This window comes from Succinivibrio dextrinosolvens (assembly GCF_900116345.1).
Lineage (GTDB): Bacteria > Pseudomonadota > Gammaproteobacteria > Enterobacterales > Succinivibrionaceae > Succinivibrio > Succinivibrio dextrinosolvens_B.
Genome location: NZ_FPAH01000043.1, coordinates 1 through 22,877, shown reverse-complemented (window position 1 = coordinate 22,877; position 22,877 = coordinate 1). Strand labels below are relative to the sequence as shown.

Sequence of the window (22,877 nt, the reverse complement as noted above, 5' to 3'; positions counted from 1 at the left end):
GATAAAGATTTAATATAAAAATATTATCAATAATGTTAATAAAACCACAAAATTTAGGTAAAAATAGAGGGCGACCTTTTTAGTCACCCTCTTTTTTTTGTCGTAAATTACGTTACAAATACAGAATGTTAGACTGCTTCTGCCTTTTTGTTCATTTTGTTATTTTCAGTGAAAAGATTCGTCAGTTTCTTTCCCTGTTCAATGGTAATCTGAATCAGTCTGTCCTTATATTCATCAAAACTGATTTTACATTCCATGCAGTCATCGAAAATCTGCTGTTCCTCAGTGGTCATCGGACGCCTTAAATACAGATCGAAAATCTCCTTGTAACCAGCAAGAGCCTTTAGTCTTTTTGCTTTGTCCATTCTTTATTCCTATAGTTAATCACAGAGCACACAATGTGTGACCGTTTATTCATAATAATTCCTTTATAAATCTAGAAAAGACTCGAAATTGATTCCCTGTTTTCCATCAGTAAATCGTATAGCCATTTTTGCAGATAATCAGAGTATTCAGAGATCCAATCATCTATTTCATCCGAATCTGCAAGCCATTTTTCAGGATAATCAAAATTCTTAGCATATTTAGGATTCTGATAATCATGTATACCTTTACTTAGAATGTCAGCGAGGTCTATATCCCTTCTACTATTTAAGAAGTCAACAGCGTTTTTGATCTTCTGAGGATCTTCCGCTTCATAATATGTCCATACACCACTTCTTTCTGATGCTGCATACCAGTTCGATACCACAAGAAAGGCATTGATAACAGGAAGTTCTGACTTACGATTATCCATTGAAAAAAGAGAACAGAATTCGGACTCGACTTTGTAAAACTGAGGATAGTTAATGGATTCCATTTTCTTAAAAAGAAAGTCGATTTGAAATGAATTTGATTTTTCCTCGTCCTTTTCCATCTGAATTCCTAAAGAATCTTATTTTCCGGATAAAATTGATTATTGAGATATTACAAATGAAAACATAGTAAAACGTTAGTAACTAAATCCTGTAACCTGTAATAGAGTTTTTCTAAGAAAACTCCTCTATACTCCTTATATAATTCGTATCCATAAACAAAGAGATTACCCATAAGTCATGAGAATACCTGTTACCCTCTTTGCCCTACTCCTCTTTCTTCCATCTGCTATGGCACAATCAGATGAGCGCCCAGCTAACTTCCGCGAAGCCAAAAAACAGATGGTTATAATCTTCAGTAAACTTAACAGGCCAACAACACTATACTGTGGCTGTGATATCATCTTTCCCAAGAGCGGAGGGTATAAACCTGATCTTCAAAGCTGTGGCTATCAGATAGCCGGTGATTATGAAAGAGGCAACAGAATTGAGGCGGAGCATATAGTTCCGGTATGGGAGTTTGCCCATAAAATGAACTGCTGGAAAAGTGTCGAGAAAGGAAAAGGTCGCAGCAACTGTGAGGATACTGACCAGATCTTTAATCTGATTGAATCCGACCTTCACAATCTCTATCCTGCAATCGGGGAAATCAATAAGGACAGAAGCAGTTATGCCTTTGTGGATAAGCTATCCGATGCAGATAATCCAGAAGGTTATGGTCAGTGCAGAATGTATTTTAATAAAAACAAATATCTGGTACAACCTACTGCAAGATCCAGAGGAATTATAGCCAGAGCCTATCTATATATGAATGCACGCTACAACCTGCCTTTAGATCTGGAGCATCTGAGACTCTACAGACAGTGGAGCAGAACCTATAAGGTTGATGATAATGAATGTAAGCGCAATTATATGATTAAAAGAATTCAGGGAAATGACAATCCTTTTGTAACCGAGCAGTGTGAGCTTAGGATTAAGCATCCGCATTCTGGAGTGAAAAAGGAGAGTATGTAAGAAAAAAACTCTCCATCAGAAGGATGGAGAGTATGAACTTCAATCAGTTTTGATCTTATTTAGCAGTTTTTCCTGATAAAAAGACTTCTACTCTACGGTCTGCAGTCAGACAGTCGATAAAACAAGAATTCCAATAGAAAGAATAGAAGAAACTATATTTTTAAACATTTTTACACATACCTGATTTTTTTATTACAGTGTTTTAATAGCCCGACTATCCTAGCACTTTATTAAAAAAAATTAAATCGCGTACACGATTTACACTTATTTTTTAACTACATATACACATCTTTTCTTGTAAAAAATATTCACATTTGTTTCTAAAACTAGTTACAAACCTTTTGAAAGATACTGACGAACTTGCATATTTTTGTCATTAAAAAAAATTATAAAGAATTTCGCATTAACTTTTTAATCTGAATGATATATTGCACACAAATAAAGCAAAAGGCTCGTTTTACAAAGCTGACATTTATGTCATTATCTAAGATTTTATGCAAGAAGTTTATGCAAAAAAATATTGCATAAAAAGTATGACAGAATTCACTTTTGTATAATATCTAACAAAATGACGCATAATATAGAATACAGATGCAGAGATGCTGACAAAAATTGACAAAGTATCAGCATCTCAGAGAAAAAATGAAAATCAGATCTCGGAAAGATTAAGTTTTCTGGTGACCGCAAGTCCACCATAGGTCTGACAGACAGGCATGATTTCCATGTCATTGACATTCATGTGAGCAGGTGTGCTTAATAGCCACAGCACAGTATTGGCGATATCCTCCGGCCCAATGGACTTTGTATCGGTATATACAGCATCAGCCTTGGCATTATCTCCATGGAAACGAACATTAGAGAATTCGGTATTTCCGCACAGGCCCGGCTTTAGAACAGTTACTTTAACAGCAGTCTCCTTGAGATCTGTTCGAAGATTACGGCTGAACTGTTCAACAAAGGCCTTGGTACCACCGTAGACATTTCCTCCGGTATAAGGCCAGCAGCCGGCAGTTGAACCGATATTGATAATGTAGCCATGGTTTCTTTTCACCATCTGTGGAAGCAGTGCATGGGTCATGTATAAAAGACCGTTGATATTGGTGTTAACCATGGTTTTCCATTCGTCAACCTTACAATCAAAGGCCTTGTCCTGACTTAAAGCAAGACCGGCGTTATTAACAAGTACATCGATCTTCTGTAACTCAGTAGGAAGCTTGGACAGAATTGATTCAACACTCTTCTCATCGGTCACATCAAGTTCAAATGGATAGATATTTGAACTCTGTTCAGCAAGAGCTTTCAGCTTATCTGCTCTTCGGGCACAGGCAACAACCTTATAGCCATTTTTAGCAAGAAGTTCCGCGATAGCATAGCCAAAACCGGCAGAGGCACCTGTGACAAGAACTGTTTTGTAAAGACTCACTTTAAACTCCTCATGTTTTATATTCAGTAAAAAATATCAACCTTTCGATTGAAACGGCTAGCACTGTCTGGTGATTGAGCCGTCTGCATCATTGTAGTAGTAGCATTCGACTTTTGCCTCAGAGAACATGGTCTTGGTGTAATGCCAGCTCTCCTGCCAGCGCTCATTGATATTGGTATCGATATAAACTCTGGTTATCCCTGCCTGAATAATGGCCTTGGCGCATTCATGACAGACCGGAAGATTGTGAACATACAGGGTAGCACCATCTACTGAAGAGCCATTGTATAAAGCATTTAAAATAGCGTTCATTTCAGCATGTACTACGAGCTTGTATTTGATTTCACGCTGATTGTATCTATCCTCGCTGTCAATAACGCCACGAGGGAAGCCGTTATACCCCTGAGAGATGATCTGACCTTTGTCTCCAACAATGATGGCTCCAATTTTTGAGGATGGATCTTTAGACCAGGCACTTACCTGCTCGGCAATTTTAAAATAACGCTGGATCCACTTAAGACTGACAGGATGCTGTTCGTTAGATGAGGCTGTTTCTTCCTGCATTTTAATCTCCTAAAAACTTATCGTATCTTTGCATACTAGCACAGTTATCCGAACACAGAAATTACAGGAAATTCAAAGCGTGGAGAGATTCTCAGTAAAATATCATCTCAATCTGATTTTTAAGCCTTTTGTCTATGTGCTTTAAAACTTCTTAACAGAAACAGTGCAGAAATTAAGGTCAGAATCGCAGATAGAGTAAAGATGATCTGCATTGCAGCTGATAACTCTCTTATATATAAGGTGGTTCCTTCCTCAGAGTTAATGGCATAAAACAGCACCGAAGTTACCATAGCCATACAGAAAGCCATACCGCTGTTTCTAACCAATGCCTGCAGTCCTGAGCCCATGGCATAGTATTCACGTGGAACCGAGCTCATGATTATAGTTGAGTTTGGTGCGGAAAACAGACCAAATCCAAGACCGGATAAGAGCTGAGCAATAGCAATTATATAAAATGGTGTTCTAGGTTCTATAAAACTCAGAATACACAGAGACGAACCAGAGATCACAAGACCGATAAAAGAAATCACATGAGGAGAGAATCTGTCCGCAGCCTTCCCTGCAAAAGGAGAAACCAGACACTGAACCACAGGCTGAATCACCAGAATTATACCTGCCATTGAGGCAGAATAACCATTGATAAGCTGCAGATGCATAGACAGAAGCATAGTTATGGCAAAAGTCGCAAGATAATGGAACATCGAGCTTAGAAGACTTCCATTAAGGATCTTATTCTCAATCACCATGCTGATTTTCAAAAGCGGATTTCTGGTGGTAAGTTCTCTATACACATATATAAATAGGAGAACAATGCCTACGCCAAGGAGATACAGGCCATCCTGATTGTTGATAAACATGGATAGACCTGTAAAGAAAGTAACAAAACCTATAAGAGACAGTATTCCCTTAAGATATGGTATCTTATGTGGTTCAGGTGTATCTGTCGGAATATTTCTACATAAAAGAGCTGCCGTGAAATTACCGCAGGCACTGATAATAAACATAGCCCACCAGCCGATGGAATCAGTCAGAAAACCACCTAAAAAAGGGGCACAGGAAATACCGGCATAAACACAGGCGGTGGTCATGCCAATGGCGCTGCCCTTGGCTTTATTATCGATATTATCTATAAGCAGAGCATAGGTTGTGCTGAAGATAAAGGCATTCGACAGTCCTTGAAGAGTTCTGAAGGCGATCAGTGCATAGAAATTCGGAGATAAGGCAATTAAAACGGAAGTTATAGCAGAAACCAGAGAGCCAAAAACAAATCCTCTTTTATGCCCTATTCTCTGAACAATAGCAATGGTTGGGACCAGAAATGCGGTAACCGCAATCACATAGGCATTGATAACAGCGGTTATATATTCAGGAGGAACCTGAAAATCTGAGGACAGAGCGGGTATTGCAATAAAAATAGATGATCCCATAAAGGAGCCGCAGAAAGAATTAATGCAGACGGCCAGGATCAGAAAACGGACAAACGGCATTTTAGTTTTATCAGCTTAAATTCTGTTTAATATTCTGTATTTACAGAATATTCTAGCTCTATCCTGTCATTTGTTCTAGGAATTAGCTCAACAAACAGCTCAGAGACAGCAGTTTTTTGGGCTATTGCACCAATAAATAAGAGTCCCGAAACTTGAATTCCGAGACTCATTCTTTACAGGAAAAGCAGTTCTGTTTAAGAGTTCAGATAAACTTCTCCGGAAATAGGATCTCCCTTAGGAGCAAGTTCTGTTACCTCTTCAGTGGTTACAGCAGACTCTTCAGTGTTCTTTTTACGTAAGGCAAGTGCCTCTAGGATCTGAGGATATTCCTTATCCAGGTGGTAACCAATCATAGCAATAATAGCCAGAACGAAAATTGCCATTGGTACCACAGTACAGGTCATAAGAATTGCATTGTTGGCAGCATCAGTCTGAGCAGCTGCATTTGGAATATATCCTCCAAAATCAAGGATTAGCCCCATGATTACCGGACCTAAACCACCAGCGATTTTTGTTCCGAAAGAAGCACCGGCGTAGATGTACCCCTCATGTCTTTCACCATCCTTGTACTCACCATACTCAACGGTGTCAGGAATCATTGCAAACAGAGTTGAATAGGTAAAGCCATGACCAATACCCCAGAGTAAGGAGCTTACATAGAAGGCATTTACACTGTGAGGCATTACCAGTCTTAAGGAGATTGCAAACAGAAGCACAAAACAGGCAATAATCAGACAGTTACGCTTACCAAATGGTCTTAGGGCCAGAGGAAGAACAAAAATCATGGTACCGATTCTTCCAACTGTACTTATAAGACCGAATGGACCAATCAGACCGTCATCATTTAAGAAATACTTGCAGTAGTAGATATTTACTGAGCTGAAGGTTACATCAGCAGTACATACAAAGACGAAAGCCAGGGTCAGCATTAACCAGTACTTATTCTGGAATACACACTTGATTGACTTTCTGAAATTACGGTTTTCAGGAGCTGGAACTGGGGAGGCAACACGCTCATGACAGAAGAAGAAGGTAATGAAGAACATTACTGCGCCGGCAAGACCGATCAGAAGGAAAGTATAGGTCCAGGCACGGGCATCGTTACCAAAGAACTTCACCAGCGGCATGGTAACAGAGGTAATTGTAGCGTAACCGCCTGCAGCCAATACCATTCTGTAGATAACAATGATGGTCCTCTCATAGCTGTCCTGAGTCATCATAGTGCTCATAGCACCATATGGCAGATTGATTGCTGTATAGACACAGGTAATAGCAAAATTATAGGAGAAGAAGATATAGATAAGCTTTGCAAAGTCTCCCATATTTGTAGGGACTGAGAATAGCAAAGTTGCACCGAGTACGTAAGGGATCAGCATCTTTAGGATCCAGGATCTGGATTTACCGTACTTTGATTCGGTTCTTTCAATCAGGTGTCCCATGATAATATCAGAGAAACCATCAAAGATTCTTGAGGCAAGCATGATTGCAGCAACCATTCCTATATTCACACCAACATATTCGGTGTAATAGAACATTAAAAATGCCTGAGTGGCGACATACAGCATACAGCTGGCAAAATCACCTAAGCCATAAGAGAATTTTTCGACAAAGCCGATTGGAAGTGGTTTGTCTTTTCGATTAAAAAGCAACTGGAATGACATCTAAGTTGGCTCCTGTGTCCATATTGTGTAACGTGTGTTTATTTTTCAATCAGGTAAAAAAGCCCCACCCGAAGTAAATTCAGGAATAACCTTTTGTTTTATAAAAAAAATAGTCTGAATATTTTTGCAAGATAGAAAGAACCGGATTAAACCTGTTCTTCTAAGTAAAATCTGAAGGACTGCAATTGAAGGTGCAATTCTATAAGGGACCCTCAGAACCGCCGGAAGCGGAAAATGAAAAGATATCTGGTAGGAATCATCATTTCATATCGAGACAGTATGACAGCAGAACTTTAATCTGCTGGAAATGTTTTCTGTGGTATCAGAAAAACATGCCCCAAAAAAAATATTCATTTTTTCGTAAAGTAATATATAGGATCATTGTCCGGAATTATTAGATATAGATCACATTAGAGCACATAAAAATATTTTTTTATTAAACAATTGTATTTTTAACTTACTGATTTTATTATTTTATAATATGAAATATTTCATGAAATATTTCATATTGATTTTAAAGAGATTTGTGTAAAATTATCAAAAAAAGTTCAGAAAAATGAACCATATAACAAAAAGTTAGCGAAGTTGATCTCTTTTTACACAACAGAAAAACATCAGAATATGTATTTCTGTCGGCAGTAGCTGATTGATTTTTTTAGGCGGCTTTTACCGATAGCCTCTAATTTTTTAATCTGCACTAAACGTATAATTGGATAAAACCGAAATAAATAGTCTTATAAAGTATGTGTGATAAATTTTTACTTTATAAATCATAAGGTTAAACAGAGTACACAAGGGATAATAATGGCATTCAACTCAAATTTTATGTGGGGAGCAGCTTCTGCAGCAGCTCAGATCGAGGGAGCTTACAATGAAGACGGAAAAGGATTAAGCATCTGGGATGTTCTTTATGATGGACATACCAAACATAATGATTCCCCTCATGTAGCCTGTGACCATTATCATCGTCTTGAGGAAGACGTTGAGAACATGAAGAAAATCGGTCTCAAATACTACAGATTCTCTGTAAGCTGGCCAAGAATCATGCCAGAAGGTACCGGCACAGTTAATAAGGAAGGACTGGATTTCTACAGAAAACTTGTAGATTTACTGCTAAAGGCAGGTATCGAACCAATGATTACTTTATATCACTGGGATCTGCCTTATGAGCTATACAAGAAAGGTGGATGGCAGAATGACGAATCTCCAGAATGGTTTGAACAGTATGTCAAGGTTGTAGTCGATGCTTTATCCGATAAAGTTAAATACTGGATGACCATCAATGAGCCTAACTGCTTTATCGGTATCAGCTACTTTGGTGCTACCCATGCACCATTCCTTCACGATAAGGATGCCCTGTATCCATGTACAAGAAATGTGCTCTTCGCCCATGCAAGAGCTGTAATGGTCATAAGGGAATATGCAAAGACCAATCCAGTAGTAGGCTTTGCTCCAACCGGACCTATCTTTAAACCTGAGAATGATTCAGAAGAGGCAATCAGAATCGCCTATGAGAAGACATTCTCGAACGATATCAAAGGACCATTCTCTACCGGATGGTGGATTGATCCAGTTATCCTTGGAAAAAATCCTGTAGGTCTTGATGATTATTTCGGAAAACCTCTTTTCACCTACGGAGAACTTTTAGAGTTAAGACAGCCTCTGGATTTCTTAGGATTCAACATATACATCACTGCCGGACACAAGGAAGGAAATAAGGCCTATGAGACCAACGAATACATAGGCTGTCCTAGAAATTCTCTTGACTGGCCGATTGATCCAGACTGCATGTTCTGGGCTATAAGATTCCTCAATGAGAGATACAAGCTGCCGGTGCTGATCACTGAAAACGGCATGTGTAACAATGATTTTGTAATGCTTGACGGAAAGGTTCATGATCCGCAGCGAATTGACTATATCCACAGACATCTACTGGCAGCAAAGAAGGCAATGGATGAAGGCTATAAGCTTTTAGGCTATATATACTGGTCTGTCATGGACAACTACGAATGGGCAGAAGGCTATGATCCAAGATTCGGTCTGATATATGTAGACTACAGAACACAGAAAAGAACACTTAAAGATTCGGCCTACTGGTATAAAGAGGTAATTGAAAGCAACGGAGCCAACCTCTAAGCTCGCATTTTTAGAAAATCCTACAGGATAGAACCACCTCCCTGGCATATACTCAAATCATGGAGGTGGTTTATTTTTCTGATTATTCTGTACGGAAATAAATTTTCAATATTTAAAAGAGATCTTACTATTGTCTGAAAGTTATTTTCTTTTTATGTAAATTATGCACTTTATAAAAGTCATAAGCATTTTATAAAAGTCGCTTTATAAAAGTCACATAAAAGCTGTAAATATCAGTTATAATCCACATATTTTTTTTAGGATTTAGTCATTTTATGCTTTACATGCAAAAAACTTATCCTATAATTCAAGGTGAATTTCCTTATATGCTTTCTTCAATTAAGAAAATCGTTCCCTGAGCAAAGGCTACTTCCAGTCTCTGCCCTGTTTGATTTGATTATGGTGGTCTATGAAAAACCTAAAAAACGGCCTTAAATTATTTGTAACCTCTCTTGTTTTAACCTCATTTACAGCATTTTCAGCCCAGATCTCCGATTTGAGTCCGGATACAGAGGCTGATCGCATCAACTGGGCCAAGCTTGACCAGAAATATGGAAAAGTACCTGATTTTCCAAAGAATACTGTTATCGGTGCAATTGCCAAGACCAAGGAAATTGAGTTCTGGCAGAACATCGGCATCGGCTATAAGTATATGGCTAAGAAAATGGGAATAAAGCTTGACTATATTGCAGCTCAAAATGAGGACGATCCTTTAGGTCAGCTGAATATTGCAGAGACTCTTCTTGCAAAGAACGTCACTGCTATTCTGGCTTCTCCTCAGACCAATGTTACCCTGCAGCTGCCTTTTGAAGAGTCTTTAAGAGCAAAGATTCCTTTTATTAATGTTTCTGATGCGGTCGTACCTCAGACCCGCTACTTTGTTGGCGGTATGCATTATCGCAACGGTATGGATGTAGCTGAGTGGTTCATAGCAAATTATCCAAAAGGAGGCGAGGTTGCTGTAATTGAAGGTCTACCTCTGGTATATGCAACCACTCAGCGTTCACGCGGCTTTATCAATACCCTAAAAAAGAATCATGACTTCAAGGTTGTTGAAAAGGTCTGCGGCAACTGGCTGTCTGAAGACGCAAGGAAACTGACCGAGGAGATTGTAGCAAAGCATCCGAATATCCTCGGTATATACTGTCACAACGATATCATGGCCCTCGGCGCAGTTGAAGGCTTAAAGAAACTGGGCAAACTTGGCCAGGTCGCAGTTTTCGGAACCGACGGTATTGCCTCAGCTTATGAGTCAATTGAAAAGGGTGAGCTTACCGGAACAGTTGATTCCTTCCCTGAAGTTACAGGAGCTATCGCAGTACAGGTTGTAGCAAGAATTCTTAAAGGACAGCAGATCCCTCGTGTAGTGGTTACCCCTCAGCGACTGATTACACAGGAAAACTATAAGACCTTCAAAAAGCGAGATATTGAATTCCTGATGAAAGAACTTGCAAAATAAGTGTAGAAACACTCTTAGATATTAAGACGCAAAAAGGGCCAGTGAGTTTTATCTCACTGGCCTTAAATTCTCCGTTGAAATGATATGCTGCAACAACGGAGTAGAACATCAGACTAGCTTAATCTTATGGTTACCTTGTAATCTAAGGATTCACCAGGTTTTACAAACTTGAGCTGACCGCGTCTGCGCATTTCAGCTCTGCCCTCAGGCAGAGTATTTCCGCACTCAAGTCCCATTACATAATCACGAACGCCCATCATCTTCCACTGAACAAAATGATCAAGCTCTTTTGCATCGTAGGAAATCTCAAGCTTCATGCCGGTCTTTGGCTGCTCGATTGAGGCATAACCGTTGCCATCCTTAAAGTAGTGATAGTAGCAGCGCTCCTCATAGTGAGGGGTTGGTTTTTCAACCTTCATCCAGTTTTCAATATCTTCCTGGGCATGAGCATTACGGGCAATAACCTGGGTTGATGGAATGGTGATGATACTGTCCTCATCTAAAAGAGGATAGCCCATATTCATGTGATAAAGGATACCAACCTGTTCATCCTTGTCTCCGGTGTTCAGAATCTTATCGGTGATGACAATGACGTTTTCCTTGGTGGATACACTGATCTTACGCTCTAAAACCAGTTTGCGGCCGAAAATAGTCTCGTCCTTAACTGTTGCATAAATATTGAGTTCATCTCCTTCTTCACGGTAATAGATGTGCTCACAAGGAGTGTTGCCGATTGATCCGTGCAGTGAAAGTTCTTCACCCTCATCCTCATTTGGAATACCGACATTCTGGAAACCGCATGTGGTCAGAAATCCTGCAGTAAATGAATTTAACCAGTTGGCTCCGATGCTGTCATAGTATGCAGGTGCAACATAACCGCAGGCTGTCATGTAGCTCAGGTTCTGTCCCTTAAAGCGAAGTCTTGAAATATCGGCACAGCGATCAGCACAGACAGTCAGATCAATACCTTTGCCGTTGTGTATTTCAAAAATACGCATTCCATCTCCCTTGCCGCCGACAAGACGATGCTCTTCAACTCCAAAAAGCTGGGAAGCGTGACCAATATATGGGTTCATTTAAATTACTCCTTGAAAAATGTATATATTTTTATCTTTTAAAGCTTAATATTCTGTTGTTTCTGTTTTGCAGTAGCTTGACCAGGCCTCAATAGGTCTTACCGGCTCAGGGATCTCCTCAGCAAGATATGGCAGTGCTGCACCTATGGCACAGGCATGATGTTCTACATTTGCCTTAATCACAAAGCCAGGTCTGCAGGTAAAGGTACTCCTGTTGATAATTTCACTTTCAACAAAGGCCACATCCTCAGGATTAAGCCACATGGCCAGCTCCCCGCCTAGAATGATTCGTCGCTCTAGAATCAGCCAGGCCTGATACAGACCAAAGGCAATGGTTGACAGATATTTGGACCAGCGCTGCTTATATTCTTTGGATTTCTCCTCTCTTAACTTAAAGAAGAAATCAGGAATGCTCTCTCCCTCAAACAGGGTTTCAAAATTACAATAGGTATCAATACAGCCGCGTTTTCCGCAGTAGCAGAGCTTTCCCTTGTTTGAAAAGGTCACATGGTCCCAGGAACCGGCATATCCGGAACGGCCGTGTTCAATACAGCGGCTTTTTATCAGGGAACCTCCAAGATGTTCTGACATCGCTATGTAAATGCCGTTGGATATCTTTCGGTTGTGCCACAGTTCTGCTAAGGCTGCAGTCTTGACATCGTGACACAGACGGACCGGAATTGAGATATCCTTTTTAATTATTTCAAGATCAAGCTCTGAGGTATCCAGGATCTTTGAGAATATAATCTCGGTTCCAGCCTTGTTGACCACACCCTGTATGGCAACACCGATACCAAGTATGTTGTCCAGAGGATAACCACAGGTTGAAATTGCTTCCTTAAGTAAACTGTTAAGCTTCGCGGAGTAGGCTTTCTCATTCTTATATTCGATGCCTATATTCCAGAGCTTCACCACCTCGCCTTTTAAATCACAAAGACAGATTTTCACAAAATCCTTTCTGATCTCAGCGCCAAGAGCAAGTTTTGATCTAGGAAGAAGTCTGTATGAAATTGCAGGTCTGCCTCCTGAGGAATCCATAAGTTCACCAGGACCAATCATTCCCATATTCTCAAGATCTTTCATATGACCGTTAATGGTTGGAAGACTGAAGCCTGTGAGCTCTGCAATCTGAGGTTTTGAGAGAGCCTCATGCAGGAAGAACAGCCCTAATATCCTTTCCTTATTTGCTTTTTTAGGGTCTATATAATAATCGTTCACATCCACATCCTTTTTATAGCTTTCATAAAAATAATGTACCGTATAGCCGGTGCCAAAAAAATCGAAAAAAGCCATAAAACATGATTTATATCTCGTTTTTTAAGGGTAATTTTATTGTTTTTTGACTTATATCAAATTACTTATATAAAGTCATATAATAAAAGTTACTTTATTAAAACAACTTTGTTAAAGTATTTTACAGGAAATTTACAAAAATAATATTCCATATTTAACAAACACACGTATTTGTAAGGAGTTTCTTCATGAATCTAGTAGATAAATTCAGACTAACAGGTAAAACCGCTTTTGTGACCGGTGGTGCCCGCGGCATTGGTAAAGCTGTATCAGAGGGCTTTGCTCAGGCAGGAGCAAATATCGTAATCGCTGATCTTGATGAGGCAGAGGCACAGAAAACCGCTAAATTCATCAGCGAGGAGTACAAGGTAAAAAGCATTGCTGTTAAGACTGATGTAACCAATCCTGATAGCGTTAACAATCTGATAGACGTTATCGATCAGGAATTTGGAAGACTGGATATCGCATTCTGCAACGCAGGTATATGTATCAATGCAGAAGCAGATAAAATGACCTTTGAGCAGTGGTCCAAGGTTATCAATATCAACCTGACCGGTGTTTTCCTGACTGCACAGGCAGCTGGTAAGTACATGATCCGCAAGGGTATCAAGGGCTCAATCATCAATACCGCTTCAATGTCAGCTCATATCGTTAACGTTCCACAGCCACAGTGTGCATATAACGCATCAAAGGCAGGTGTAATTCAGTTAACCAAGTCTTTAGCTATTGAATGGGCAAAGCACGGTATCAGAGTTAACTCAATCAGCCCAGGCTATATCGGCACTGAACTGGTAAAGGCAAGCCCAACTCTGATTCCACTAATCAAGACCTGGAATGAGATGGCTCCAATGCACCGCTTAGGCGAACCAGAAGAATTACAGTCTGTAACCTTATATCTAGCTTGTGATGCAAGCTCATTTACAACCGGTTCAGATGTAATTGTTGATGGTGCATTCACCTGTTTCTAATCTCGCTCGCAAGAGTACTACAAACACAAACATACATGGAGTATACAAATGAAAAAAACTTTATTATCCGCACTTTTCTGCGCTGCTACTTTAGCATTTACAGCCCCTTCCTTCGCTGCAACCACCAGCGAAACCCAGGGTATTCAGGCAAGTCCTGAGTTCTATGCAAAGGCAAATCTGAGTGCATTAAAAGGCAAGAAGATCGGTATTACCATTCAGTCACTGCGTAACGCATACTGGGCTGGCGTTATGGCTGCTTTAGAAGATGTTCTAAGTGCCAACGGTGCAAAGTTCACTATTGTTGAGTGTGATGACAAGTCAGCAAAGCAGGTAGCACAGATCGAGAACTTCATTTCCTCAGGCTGTGACTTCATTCTGGTTCACCCATCAGATGCAGCTGCAGTTGAAGATGCATGTGCTGAAGCAAGAAAGCAGGGTATCAAGGTTATGTGCTGGGATGATCCTATGACCAATACCGACGGTAACTGGATTCTAAACAACACCAACCTGGGTATTGCAATCGGTGAGCTTGCTGGTAACTTCATCAATGAGCACTACAGTGCAGACAAGAAGGCAAAGGTTGCAGTTCTAGGCTTCCCACAGACCAAGATCCTTCTAGAGCGTGAAGAGGGTATCCGTGAGGGTATGAAGAAGGTTGCTGATGGCAAGTATGAGATTGTTGCAAGTCAGGCTGCTCTTCGTCCAAACGAGGCTCAGACAGCAATCGAGACTATTTTACAGCGTGAACCAGACTGCAAGGTTGTAACTGGTATCGGTGCTGGTCCTATGATTGGTGCAGATGAAGCATTACAGATCGCAACAAACGGCAAGATCCCAGAGGATATGGGTGTATTTACAACTGACGTAACCAAGCAGCAGTTACAGCATCTATCAGATCCTACCTACCCAGCTAAGGGCATCATCGGTTTTGAAGGTTCAGACGTAGATACAGCAACCAGCTGTGCAAGCATGTTCGCTTTAATTCTCGAGAACAAACTTCCAGAGCATAACGTAATTCGTGGCGTAGCTCCTATTACCAAGGAAAATGTAGAGAAAATCAGTTCTGGAATGAAATAATATATAAATAACCAAACAGAACTAAAAGCCTTCCCTGTTTTTTGGGAAGGCTTACATAAGGAGATTGGGAATGAGCGAGAACTATGTTCTGGAACTTGAACATATAAGAAAGGAATACCCTGGTGTAGTTGCCTTAAAAGACGTTACTCTCAGACTTAGAAAAGGAGAGGTGTTAGGTCTTATAGGCGAGAACGGTGCGGGAAAATCCACACTGATCAAATGCTGTACCGGTGCTGAGATTCCAACATCAGGAAAAATCCGTGTCAACGGAAAAGAATTCGACAGAATGAGTCCACAGCTTGCAGCTGAGAACGGCATTGCAGTTATCTATCAGGAGTTCAACAACGTTGGTGAACTCTCTGCAGCTGAAAACCTATTTTTAGGCAGACCAATCCGCAAGGGAATGATAATTGACAGAGCAGCGATGGAAAGAGAAGCCCAGAAGGCCTTTGATCAGCTGCACATTAAAATCAATCCAAAAGAGCTGGTAAAGAATCTTACTGTAGGCTACCAGCAGATGATTGAGATTGCCAAGGCAATACAGCAGAACGCACAGGTTCTGATTATGGATGAGCCAAGTGCTCCTCTTACCTCAAACGAAGTCGAGAATATGTTTAAGGTAGTTGAGCTTCTAAGAAAGAAGGGCGTATCCATCATTTATATTTCACATCGTCTTGAAGAGATCTTCAGATTATCAGACAGAATCGAGGTTATTCGTGACGGTGAATACGTAACCACCCTAATCACCCCAGAGGCCACAGTTGATGAGCTTATCAAACTGATGGTGGGTCGTGAGCTTACTCAGAAATATCCTCCTCGCAAGAACTGCGTAAACAAGGATAAGGTGGTATTAGAGCTAAAGAATGTTACCGGAAACGGAGATAAGGATATATCACTTCAGCTTCATGCAGGAGAGGTATTAGGCTTAGGAGGACTGGTAGGTGCAGGCAGAACAGAGCTTGCAGAGATTATCTTCGGTTCTAAGCCAAAAGAATCCGGAACCATTATTTTCAACGGCAAAGAAATAAATCCTCAGACTCCAAGAGAGGCAATTGATCTGGGAATTGCACTGGTACCTGAAGACAGAAAACGTCATGGTGCGCTTTTAGGAATCTCCATCAAGAACAATATCAATATGCCTATATACGAGCGTATTTCCAAGCTGAGTGTCATCAACTCCAAGAAGGAGAAGGAAATCGCTCAGAAGTACCGTGAGGAAATCCAGATTAAGTGTCCTACACTGAATCAGCTTGTTAAGAATCTTTCCGGCGGTAACCAGCAGAAGGTTATTCTAGGCAAATGGCTGGCCGCTGACTGTGAACTGATTATTTTCGATGAACCAACCCGTGGTATTGACGTAGGTGCCAAATATGAAATCTACAAGCTTATCAATGAGCTGGTTGAATCAGGACGCAGTGTGCTGATGATTTCATCAGAAATGGAAGAGTTAATGGGTATGTCGGATCGCATCATCGTTCTTGCAGAAAATCGCATGACAGGTGAACTACAGAAAGATGAGTTCGACTCAGACAAGATTATGCAGTATGCATCCGGTATCACTGATGAGGCAAAGGAGTCTCGATAAATGTTAAACGCAAACTTTTTAAAACAGAACGCAATCTGGCTGGTTTTCATCGCTGAAATCATCATCTTCGCAATAGCCAGTGATGGAACCTTTATTACAGGAAGAAACATCATCAACATCTCACGTCAGGTTTCCTACTATGGAATTGCTGCAATCGGTATGACTTTCGTTATTCTGATTGCTGACATCGACCTGTCAATCGGCTCGATCATCACCCTGGTGAACGTAGTCTGCGCCTGGCTGATGGTAGCTGCCGGCGTCAACATGTGGGTTGCAGTGGCAATTTCCCTGATTATGGCAACCGGTATCGGTCTTATCAATGCAGTAATGGTGGCAGCGGTAGGTATTCCTGCACTGATTGCAACCTTCGCATCTCAGACTGTATTTGAAGGCGTTGCCTATCTGATTTCAGGTGGTCGTCCAATTGCAGGCTTTGATTCAGACTTCGGTATCTTCGGACGCTGGTCAGCCTTTGACTTCCTGCCAATCTGCGCAATTCTGATGATTGTATGCTTTGCCCTGGGCAGCTTCATTCTGAACAAGACCTACTTCGGCCGTTACTTCTATGCTATCGGCGGTAACGAGGAGGCTGCAGAGCTTTCAGGTATCCGAGTAAACCGCGTTAAGTACCTGATCTACGCTTTCTCGGGCTTCTTTGCTGGTTTAGCCGGTATCGTGCTGCTGTCACGTGCAAATTCAGCACAGAGCACTGTAGGTAAAGGACTTGAGTTCGACGTTATCACCTGTGTAGTACTGGGCGGTGTATCAGTATACGGTGGTGTTGGTTCCATGTCAGGTGTTATCGCAGGTGTGCTGATTATCGGCTCCCTGACCAACGGTATGATTCTGATGGACGTTAGTGAATACACCCAGATGGTGGTAAAAGGTCTGGTACTGGCTGTAGCCGTAGGTATCGACTGTATGTCCAAGAAGCGTCGCAAGAGATAAGACATAACTCAATCACAGTCCGGTACCGCGCTCTGTACCGGACTGAAAAAACAAAACAGATAAAAAAAATAATAAATTTCAATCAATTAAACAAACAGGAACAAGTATGGATAAGTCAGTTGCTACAGTTATAACAGAAGGAAAGACAGCATTAGGAATTGAACTGGGATCAACCAGAATCAAGGGTGTATTAACAGATTACGAAGGCAATGTGCTGGCAGTAGGATTTCATGAGTGGGAAAACTCTCTTGTAAACGGAATCTGGACCTATTCCCTTGAAGATGCTTTAAACGGACTTAGCGACTGCTATGCAAACCTGAAAAAAGAGGTTTCAGACAAATACCAGGTTACCTTAAAGAAAATCGGAGCCATAGGTATCAGTGCCATGATGCACGGCTACATTGCACTTGATAAGGATGACAGACAGCTGGCCCCATTCCAGACCTGGAGAAATACCAATACAACAGCTGCAGCTGATGAACTGACAGAACTGTTTAACTATAACATTCCTTTAAGATGGTCAGTAGCTCACTTATATCAGAGACTTTTAGACAAAGAGGAACATGTTGAAAAGATAGTTTCAGTATTTACCCTTGCTGCCTGGATTCATTATAAGCTGACCGGCTGCAAGGTTATCGGAATCGGTGATGGCGCAGGTATGTTCCCTATCGATTCAGAAATTAAAGATTACGATCAGAAGATGGCAGACAAGTTTGATGCTCTGCTGTCTTCAAAGGGCTCAAAGCTTAAACTGAGAGAAGTTTTCCCTAAGATTCTGGTTGCAGGTGATGATGCAGGAAAACTAACCGCCGAGGGTTCAAAACTATTAGACAAGACAGGTGAGCTTGAAGCAGGAATTCCTTTATGTCCGCCTGAGGGGGATGCTGGAACCGGCATGACAGCCACAAACAGTGTTGCCCCTCGCTTCGGTAACCTTTCAGCAGGTACCAGCTCCTTTGCGATGGTGGTCTTAGAGAAACAGCTTTCCAAGGTCTACAGAGAAATCGATATGGTGGCTACTCCATCAGGTTTCCCATGTGCAATGTCCCATGCCAACAACGGAACTACCGACCTTAACGCCTGGGTAATGATGTTCAAGGAGTTCTGTGATCTGATGGGTATCAAGGCAGATACAGGAGAACTTTACTACAAGCTGTACAACCATGCCCTGACCGGAGATAAGGACTGCGGTGGACTACTGTCATACGGCTACTATTCAGGTGAGAATATCACCTTTATCAACGAAGGCAGACCTCTGTTTGCAAGAATGCCAGACAGTAAATTCAATCTGGCAAACTTCATGAGAGCAAATCTCTATACCTCTCTGGGTGCAGTAAAGCTGGGTATGGATATTCTGCTTAAGGATGAAGGAGTTAAGCTTGAACAGATTCTAGGTCACGGCGGTTTATTCAAGACCCCAGGAGTAATGCAGAGAATTCTGTCTGCAGCCATCAACACTCCGGTAGCAGTGATGGAAACCGCCTCTGAAGGCGGAGCCTGGGGTATCGCCCTTCTGGCAGCCTATCTTGCAGACGGCAAAAAGGAAGGTAAGCTTGAGGATTTCCTCAATAACCGTATCTTTAAGAACCTCAAGGGAGAAGTAATTATGGCAACTCCTGAAGAGGTTGAAGGATTTGAAACATTTACCCGTCATTATGTAGCAGGTCTAGAAGTTGAAAAGGCCGCTATCAGAGCAATGAACTGGTAAATAAGGAATAAGAATGGAAGAACAGATCAGACAGTATTTTGAAGAACTAGATCCCGAGAAAAGAAAGGCTCTTTTAGAGGAGATAGATAAGGATAAGCCAAGTTTCCGTCGCGAATTATACAAAAAACGTTTTGAATTCAGACGCAAACCTGACCGTATCGCTGATCTGTGGCTGTTCAAATGCGTCTATCTGCCTGGTCTATACCGCCGCAAGTTTTTAAAGAAGGCAACTCTGCGCGAGGTTAATCTGACCATAGATGAGTTCTTTTTAAGAGAACCGCTTACAGACGAGCAGCGAGAGGAACTGTATCTTGAAATGCGCAATGCGGTACGCAGATATCTGTCCACCTGCAGAAGCGCCAAGTATGCCTCAAGCTTCTTTGGTCTTAAGAAGGCCTCAGATGACGAGAAATTCCAGAGAACCACTGAGGATATCTGGAAAATGTCACGAGGCATAGCTCGAGTCTACGGACTTGAAAAGGAGCTAGAGCTCTGGTGTGACGCCTGTTATGCCGAGCTTATAGCCTACGAGCCATCCTGTGAAGAGAGATTCCAGGAACTGGAAAGAGATTTCAAAAAATAAATAAGGGAAAAATCCCGATAAAAAAAATTCTTAAGGAGTAAAAAAAATGAAAGACACAATGATCCAGCAGGTAATGACTGCCCCAGGAAAAATAACATTCAGAGATGTTCCTGTACCAAAGGTAGGTCCGGATCAGGTTCTGGTCAAAATAAAGAAAATCGGTGTCTGCGGTTCAGATATCCATGTTTATCACGGCTCACACCCATACACCTCATATCCTGTTACTCAGGGACATGAAGTTTCAGGACAGATTGTTGCGCTAGGAGAGTATGTCAAGGATCTGAAGATTGGCCAGAAGGTTATCATCGAGCCTCAGGTATTCTGCGGCAGATGCTATCCATGTCTTCACGGTAAATACAACCTCTGCGAAAAGCTGAAGGTTATGGGTTTCCAGACCACCGGTACCGCAAGCGAGTTCTTTGCTGTAGATTCCAGCAAAATCACTCCAATTCCAGAGGAGATGACCTACTCTGAGGGTGCCATGATGGAGCCATTGGCTGTAACCGTACATGCCGCCAAGAGATTCCCTGATTTAAAGGGGGCCAAGGCAGTTGTACTAGGCTGCGGTCCTATCGGAATTCTTCTGATTCAGTCTTTAAAGGCCTTAGGTGCCAAGGAAGTATTTGCAACAGATATTTCTGACGGCAGACTTGCTCTTGCTAAGGAACTAGGCGCTGACTATGTTGTCAACACCATGAAGGATGACTATGCAAAGGCTCTGGTAGAAGCCTTCGGTCCTGATAAGGCTGATGTAATCTACGAATGTGCCGGTACTGATATCACCATGGATCAGGCTATTCAGAATGCAAGAAAAGGCAGCACCATTATCCTCGTTGCAGTATTCGGTAAGAAAGCAAATGTTGATCTGGCAAAACTCAACGACTCAGAACTGGATCTGAACACCTCCATGATGTACCGTCATGAGGATTTCGTTGACGCCATTAGATTTGTAAATGAAGGCAAGATTAAGCTCAAGCCTCTTCAGAGTGCCAAGTTTGCTTTTGCTGACTACAACAAGGCCTACGAATATATTGATAACAATCGTGAAAGCACCATGAAAGTTTTAATTGATGTTGATCCATCCGAAGAATAAGGAAATCTATCCATGAAACTTTCATATGCCACACTTGAAAATAAGGATTTCTGGGAGTCAAAGGGAGTAAAGCTCCCTTCCTATGACGTCCGAGAGATTGCCCGTAAAACCGTGGCTTCACCTCGCTGGGTTCATCTGGGAATCGGAAACATCTTCAGAATCTTTATCGGCGGTATTGCCGACAAACTTATCGCGGAGAAGCTCTTAGACAGAGGTATCACCTGTGTTGAAACTTTTGACTATGATGTAGTTGATAAGATTTACAGACCATTTGACAATCTGGTGCTGGCAGCTACCCTGCATCAGGATGGAAAAAGAGATTTCAGCATTCTAGGCTCACTTTGCGAGGCACTGAAGGCTGATACAAAAGATGCCGCTGCAATGAAGCGTCTTGAGGAAATCTTCTGCAATAAGGAACTGCAGCTTGTTAGCTTTACCATCACCGAAAAAGGATATGCCCTTAAAGGTGCTGACGGCAATTACCTTCCATACGTTAAAAACGATATCGAAAACGGTCCGGATAAATGCGTCGGAGCCATGGCAATTGTAACTTCAATGCTATACAGACGCTATAAGTCAGGAGCCTCACCTTTAGCTCTGGTATCTATGGACAATGTTTCTCAGAACGGAAAGAAACTTCGTGAAAGTGTTCTTGAAATGACAGAGAAATGGACAGAAAAAGGCTATTTGGATAAGGAGTTTCTGGCATACGCCGGAGATGAAAAGAAGGTATCCTTCCCATGGTCAATGATCGATAAAATCACTCCACGTCCAGGAGAGGCTCTATCAAAAGATCTCAAGGATATGGGCATTGAGGATATGGATGTTCTCGTAACCTCCAAAAAGACCTATATTGCCCCATTTGTCAATGCAGAAGCTCCTCAGTATCTTGTGATTGAAGACTCCTTCCCTAACGGAAGACCACCTTTTGAAAAGGCCGGAGTATTCATGACCGACAGAGAGACTGTCAACAAATCAGAACGTATGAAGGTTACCGTCTGCCTGAATCCGATTCATACCGCGCTCTGTACCTATGACTGTCTTTTAGGCTATACCTTCTTCGCAGACGGTATGAAAGATCCTGAACTTTCAAAGCTTGCAAAGCAACTTGGATATGTTGAAGGTCTACCTGTAGTTGAAGATCCTAAGATTCTTTCACCAAAGGCATTTTTAGATGAAGTTCTGAATGTAAGATTCCCTAATGCCTATATGGGAGATACTTCAGCCAGAATTGCAGTGGATATTTCTCAGATGGTGGGTATTCGTTTTGGACATACCATCAAGGAACATATTAAGACTGACGGTACAGATAAGCTTATAGCTCTGCCGCTGGCTATCGCAGGCTGGATAAGATATCTGCTTGCAGTAGATGATGAGGGCAGAAAGTTTGAGCTGTCCCCTGATCCTATGCTGAACGAGCTTACCGGTCTATTATCTAAGGTCAAACTTGGTGATGCGGATTCAGTTAAAGATAATCTAAAACCGATTCTTTCAAATGAGAATATTTTCGGTTTGGATTTATACAGTACAGAGCTTGGAAATAAAATTGAAAGCATAGTAAAGGAATTGATTGAAGGACAAGGTGCTGTACGCAAGACACTTAAAAAATATCTTTCTTAATCACGGTAAATTTCAATAACCTCCTCATATTTAAGAGGGTGACTAAAAAGGTCGCCCTCTATTTTTACCTAAATTTTGTGGTTTTATTAACATTATTGATAATATTTTTATATTAAATCTTTATCTATTTCCTTGATATACAAAGTTAATATACTATACTTAATAATATAAAGAGTTATATTATTGGTAATATCGTTATGGATAAAGAAGATCTTTTCAAACCCTATATTCAAGATGATTTAGCCTTACTTCCTCCTTGTATTGGTGATTTTATCTCCCCTTCAGATCCCGTCAGACTCGTAAGTACAATTGTTGATAAACTTGATAT

19 protein-coding genes are annotated in these 22,877 nt (G+C 41.2%); 11 read left to right on the top strand and 8 right to left on the bottom strand.

Annotation, left to right across the window (positions count from 1 at the left end):
• Positions 1-128 precede the first annotated feature (128 nt).
• The gene (locus BM308_RS11030; protein ID WP_074945238.1) at positions 129-365 is read right to left on the bottom strand and encodes a hypothetical protein; all 237 of its coding nucleotides are present in this window, start codon (positions 363-365) and stop codon (positions 129-131) included.
• A gap of 71 nt (positions 366-436) precedes the next feature.
• The gene (locus BM308_RS11025) at positions 437-916 is read right to left on the bottom strand and encodes a hypothetical protein (RefSeq protein WP_074945236.1); all 480 of its coding nucleotides are present in this window, start codon (positions 914-916) and stop codon (positions 437-439) included.
• A gap of 178 nt (positions 917-1,094) precedes the next feature.
• Here BM308_RS11025 and BM308_RS11020 point away from each other — a divergent pair, with 178 nt between their 5' ends.
• Positions 1,095-1,868, top strand: a complete 774-nt coding sequence (locus BM308_RS11020) for an endonuclease (RefSeq protein WP_074945235.1) — start codon at positions 1,095-1,097, stop codon at positions 1,866-1,868.
• Between the two features lie 649 nt (positions 1,869-2,517).
• On the opposite strand, the gene BM308_RS11015 is transcribed toward BM308_RS11020, so the two are convergent.
• The 4 genes from BM308_RS11015 to BM308_RS11000 all read right to left on the bottom strand — a co-directional run bounded on the left by BM308_RS11015 (position 2,518) and on the right by BM308_RS11000 (position 7,003).
• Positions 2,518-3,291: an SDR family NAD(P)-dependent oxidoreductase gene (locus tag BM308_RS11015; RefSeq protein WP_074945233.1), complete on the bottom strand. Its 774-nt coding sequence runs from the start codon at positions 3,289-3,291 to the stop codon at positions 2,518-2,520.
• Between the two features lie 57 nt (positions 3,292-3,348).
• Positions 3,349-3,855 (bottom strand): deoxycytidylate deaminase, encoded by a 507-nt coding sequence (locus BM308_RS11010; RefSeq protein ID WP_074945232.1) that lies wholly within the window; start codon positions 3,853-3,855, stop codon positions 3,349-3,351.
• 119 nt (positions 3,856-3,974) lie between these two features.
• Positions 3,975-5,342, bottom strand: coding sequence for an MFS transporter (locus tag BM308_RS11005; protein ID WP_074945230.1), 1,368 nt, complete (start codon positions 5,340-5,342; stop codon positions 3,975-3,977).
• 194 nt (positions 5,343-5,536) lie between these two features.
• Entirely contained in the window at positions 5,537-7,003 is a 1,467-nt protein-coding gene (locus tag BM308_RS11000) for an MFS transporter (RefSeq protein ID WP_074945229.1), read from the bottom strand.
• Positions 7,004-7,807: 804 nt separating this feature from the next.
• Between BM308_RS11000 and BM308_RS10995 the strand changes: the two genes are divergently transcribed.
• Together BM308_RS10995 and BM308_RS10990 are read left to right on the top strand one after the other, a co-directional pair.
• On the top strand, positions 7,808-9,139 hold the full coding sequence (locus tag BM308_RS10995; protein ID WP_074945227.1) for a glycoside hydrolase family 1 protein: 1,332 nt from the start codon (positions 7,808-7,810) through the stop codon (positions 9,137-9,139).
• Positions 9,140-9,548: 409 nt separating this feature from the next.
• Positions 9,549-10,598: a sugar ABC transporter substrate-binding protein gene (locus BM308_RS10990; protein WP_074945226.1), complete on the top strand. Its 1,050-nt coding sequence runs from the start codon at positions 9,549-9,551 to the stop codon at positions 10,596-10,598.
• 113 nt (positions 10,599-10,711) lie between these two features.
• Here the strand turns inward: BM308_RS10990 and BM308_RS10985 are convergent, their stop codons facing one another.
• Together BM308_RS10985 and BM308_RS10980 are read right to left on the bottom strand one after the other, a co-directional pair.
• Positions 10,712-11,674, bottom strand: a complete 963-nt coding sequence (locus tag BM308_RS10985) for an aldose 1-epimerase family protein (RefSeq protein ID WP_074945224.1) — start codon at positions 11,672-11,674, stop codon at positions 10,712-10,714.
• 45 nt (positions 11,675-11,719) lie between these two features.
• Positions 11,720-12,892 (bottom strand): ROK family transcriptional regulator, encoded by a 1,173-nt coding sequence (locus BM308_RS10980; protein WP_074945223.1) that lies wholly within the window; start codon positions 12,890-12,892, stop codon positions 11,720-11,722.
• A 263-nt stretch (positions 12,893-13,155) separates the two neighbouring features.
• Here BM308_RS10980 and BM308_RS10975 point away from each other — a divergent pair, with 263 nt between their 5' ends.
• The 8 genes from BM308_RS10975 to BM308_RS10940 all read left to right on the top strand — a co-directional run bounded on the left by BM308_RS10975 (position 13,156) and on the right by BM308_RS10940 (position 22,549).
• Entirely contained in the window at positions 13,156-13,935 is a 780-nt protein-coding gene (locus tag BM308_RS10975; RefSeq protein WP_074945221.1) for an SDR family oxidoreductase, read from the top strand.
• 48 nt (positions 13,936-13,983) lie between these two features.
• Positions 13,984-15,012: a sugar ABC transporter substrate-binding protein gene (locus BM308_RS10970; RefSeq protein WP_074945220.1), complete on the top strand. Its 1,029-nt coding sequence runs from the start codon at positions 13,984-13,986 to the stop codon at positions 15,010-15,012.
• A 70-nt stretch (positions 15,013-15,082) separates the two neighbouring features.
• Positions 15,083-16,597 (top strand): sugar ABC transporter ATP-binding protein, encoded by a 1,515-nt coding sequence (locus BM308_RS10965; protein WP_074945218.1) that lies wholly within the window; start codon positions 15,083-15,085, stop codon positions 16,595-16,597.
• Positions 16,598-17,545, top strand: a complete 948-nt coding sequence (locus tag BM308_RS10960; protein ID WP_074945217.1) for an ABC transporter permease — start codon at positions 16,598-16,600, stop codon at positions 17,543-17,545.
• Between the two features lie 106 nt (positions 17,546-17,651).
• Positions 17,652-19,253, top strand: a complete 1,602-nt coding sequence (locus BM308_RS10955; protein ID WP_074945215.1) for a xylulokinase — start codon at positions 17,652-17,654, stop codon at positions 19,251-19,253.
• A 13-nt stretch (positions 19,254-19,266) separates the two neighbouring features.
• Positions 19,267-19,836: a DUF6553 family protein gene (locus tag BM308_RS10950; RefSeq protein ID WP_074945213.1), complete on the top strand. Its 570-nt coding sequence runs from the start codon at positions 19,267-19,269 to the stop codon at positions 19,834-19,836.
• Positions 19,837-19,882: 46 nt separating this feature from the next.
• On the top strand, positions 19,883-20,929 hold the full coding sequence (locus tag BM308_RS10945) for a zinc-dependent alcohol dehydrogenase (protein WP_218152564.1): 1,047 nt from the start codon (positions 19,883-19,885) through the stop codon (positions 20,927-20,929).
• Positions 20,930-20,941: 12 nt separating this feature from the next.
• A complete protein-coding gene (locus tag BM308_RS10940) occupies positions 20,942-22,549 on the top strand; it encodes a mannitol dehydrogenase family protein (RefSeq protein WP_074945211.1) in 1,608 nt (535 codons plus the stop codon).
• Positions 22,550-22,877: the final 328 nt, after the last annotated feature.